The 2,222-nt window shown below is 43.5% G+C and carries 2 protein-coding genes; both read left to right on the forward strand.

Annotated elements, in window-relative coordinates:
* Positions 1-155 precede the first annotated feature (155 nt).
* Positions 156-1,331 (forward strand): acyltransferase, encoded by a 1,176-nt coding sequence (locus JX312_RS12530; protein WP_123406363.1) that lies wholly within the window; start codon positions 156-158, stop codon positions 1,329-1,331.
* Between the two features lie 21 nt (positions 1,332-1,352).
* Positions 1,353-2,222, forward strand: an 870-nt coding sequence (locus JX312_RS12535; RefSeq protein ID WP_204458231.1) for a metallophosphoesterase, incomplete at its 3' end; no start/stop codon positions are given.

Consider the following 2,222-nt stretch of genomic DNA (forward strand, 5'->3'; position numbering starts at 1 on the left):
AGAAAATCGCGTAACCAACATGAATACAGAGTTTAACAATTTCGCATTAACAGATTTTAAGAGACGCCAGTGATTATTTGTTAACTTTGTAAATTCCTCTTTCTGTTTTCTTTCAAAGGAGTGAATAATGATTAACAGCATATTAAAACTAATATATGAGTGCACAAGAATTAGATTTCAGCGACATCGCTCCGCATGATGACTCTGTGTTTCATGAAAAGATGAGCCAGCTGGTAAAAGAGCCGGGCTTTCTCCATGCCGTGAATTATACCATGCCTAAGGATGATGTGCCGGTTCTGATCGGTGAGTTGCTGAAAATCGACAATAAATATGACTTTCAGACTCAGATTATGTTTCCGTTTCTGGAGATGCTGGCGAAGACTACTACTTCCGGTATAACTCTCGGCGGACTCAAATATCTTAATCCGGGTTTCAACTATACATTTATAACCAATCACAGGGATATTGTGCTCGATGCCTCTTTCCTTAATCTTGCATTTCTGCGCAAAGGGCTGCCGACTTCGGAAGTGGCAATAGGCAATAATCTTCTTATTTTTGATTGGATATCCGATCTGGTGAGACTCAACAAGAGTTTTATTGTAAAACGTAACACCGGGTTGCGGGAAGGTCTGGAGGCTGCAAAAAAACTTTCAGCCTATATTCATCATACAATCATAGAGAAGCGAGAATCAATATGGATCGCGCAGCGCGAGGGGCGTGCTAAGGACAGTTCTGACCATACTCAGGAATCGTTGGTCAAGATGTTGGCTCTTGGTGGCGAAGGCTCATTTATGGAGCGGCTGAAAGAGATAAACCTCATGCCTGTCTCAATCTCTTACGAGTATGACCCGAACGATTACCTCAAGGCGCGGGAGTTTATGTTGCGTCGCAGAGACCCCAATTTCAAAAAGTCGCAGCGTGATGATCTTTTCAGCATGGAGACCGGTCTTCTTCAATTCAAGGGAAAAGTCCATTTTCAGCTCACTCCGCGCATAAACACAAAGCTCGACCAGCTCGGCGACTTTAAAGACAACAACACGGCAGCTAAATACGTCGGGTGTCTTGTGGATCAGGCTATACATAGAAGTTATGAAATCTTCACAATAAATTATGTGGCATATGACATGTTGCATAAGACAACCCGTTTTTCAAGTAAATACACGGAAGAACAGAAGCGGGAGACTCTTGATTATTTCAACCGTCAGCTTGCAAAAGTCGATGTCGCTGACCTTAAGGAAGAGGAGCGGGACTATATGATGGAGATGATGCTTTATATGTATGCAAATCCTCTTAAGAATAAACTCAAGACTATTCTCGGAGGACTTGAATAAGTCGTAAATACCAGGTAGACAATGCGTGAATTCTCAGTGCTCTCTATAATCCTCTTTTATATTTTCACAATTCTTACAGACTGCTATATCCTGCGTGATATATTGAGTTATTGCAGGTATAGAAAGAAAGCCGCCGTGTGGAGCTATTCAGTGTCGTCAGTGTTGTTCTGGGGTCTTGTCACTGTTATCGCGTTTTGGCCGGCTGCAAGAGAGTCGAGTTCGTTAATTCCTCTTATGTGGATGATATACACGTATTTTTCGGTGTATGTTCCCAAATTGTTGTATGTGGTATTTTCCGCTGTTGGCAGATTGTTCCGTTCCAAAAGAAAAGGCAGGAGGGTAAATTACGGTGTATATGCCGGTATACCGTTGTCGCTTGTGGCTTTCATACTCATGTGGTGGGGAGCGTTGTTTACCAGAAATGAGATTGTTGTGGAGAATGTCACTGTCGTTTCAGGGAGACTTCCACAAAAGTTCAACGGCTACAGGATAGTACAGTTCAGTGACGCCCATGTCGGAACATGGGGAAATGACACTTCGTTCGTAAGCCGTCTTGTTGACAGAATTAATTCGCTTGATCCAGACCTGATTGTGTTTACAGGTGATGTCGTGAACAGAGAGACTTCGGAGATGGAGCCATTTCTAAGTGTTTTGAGCCGACTCAAAGCTCGTGACGGAGTGTATTCGGTTCTTGGCAACCACGATTACGGAGATTATATGGACTGGTCTTTCCCCTCGGAACGTGATTCAAACAATGCCTTGATGAGGATGTGGCAGCGTCAGATAGGGTGGCGTATGCTGAACAATGGGCATACGTTCATCAGCAGACAAGGAGATTCGATAGCGTTGATAGGAGTCGAGAACTGGGGTGAACCACCTTTCCGTCAGTAT

The sequence above is a fragment of the Barnesiella sp. CU968 genome, from assembly GCF_905219685.1.
GTDB lineage: Bacteria > Bacteroidota > Bacteroidia > Bacteroidales > Muribaculaceae > Lepagella > Lepagella muris_A.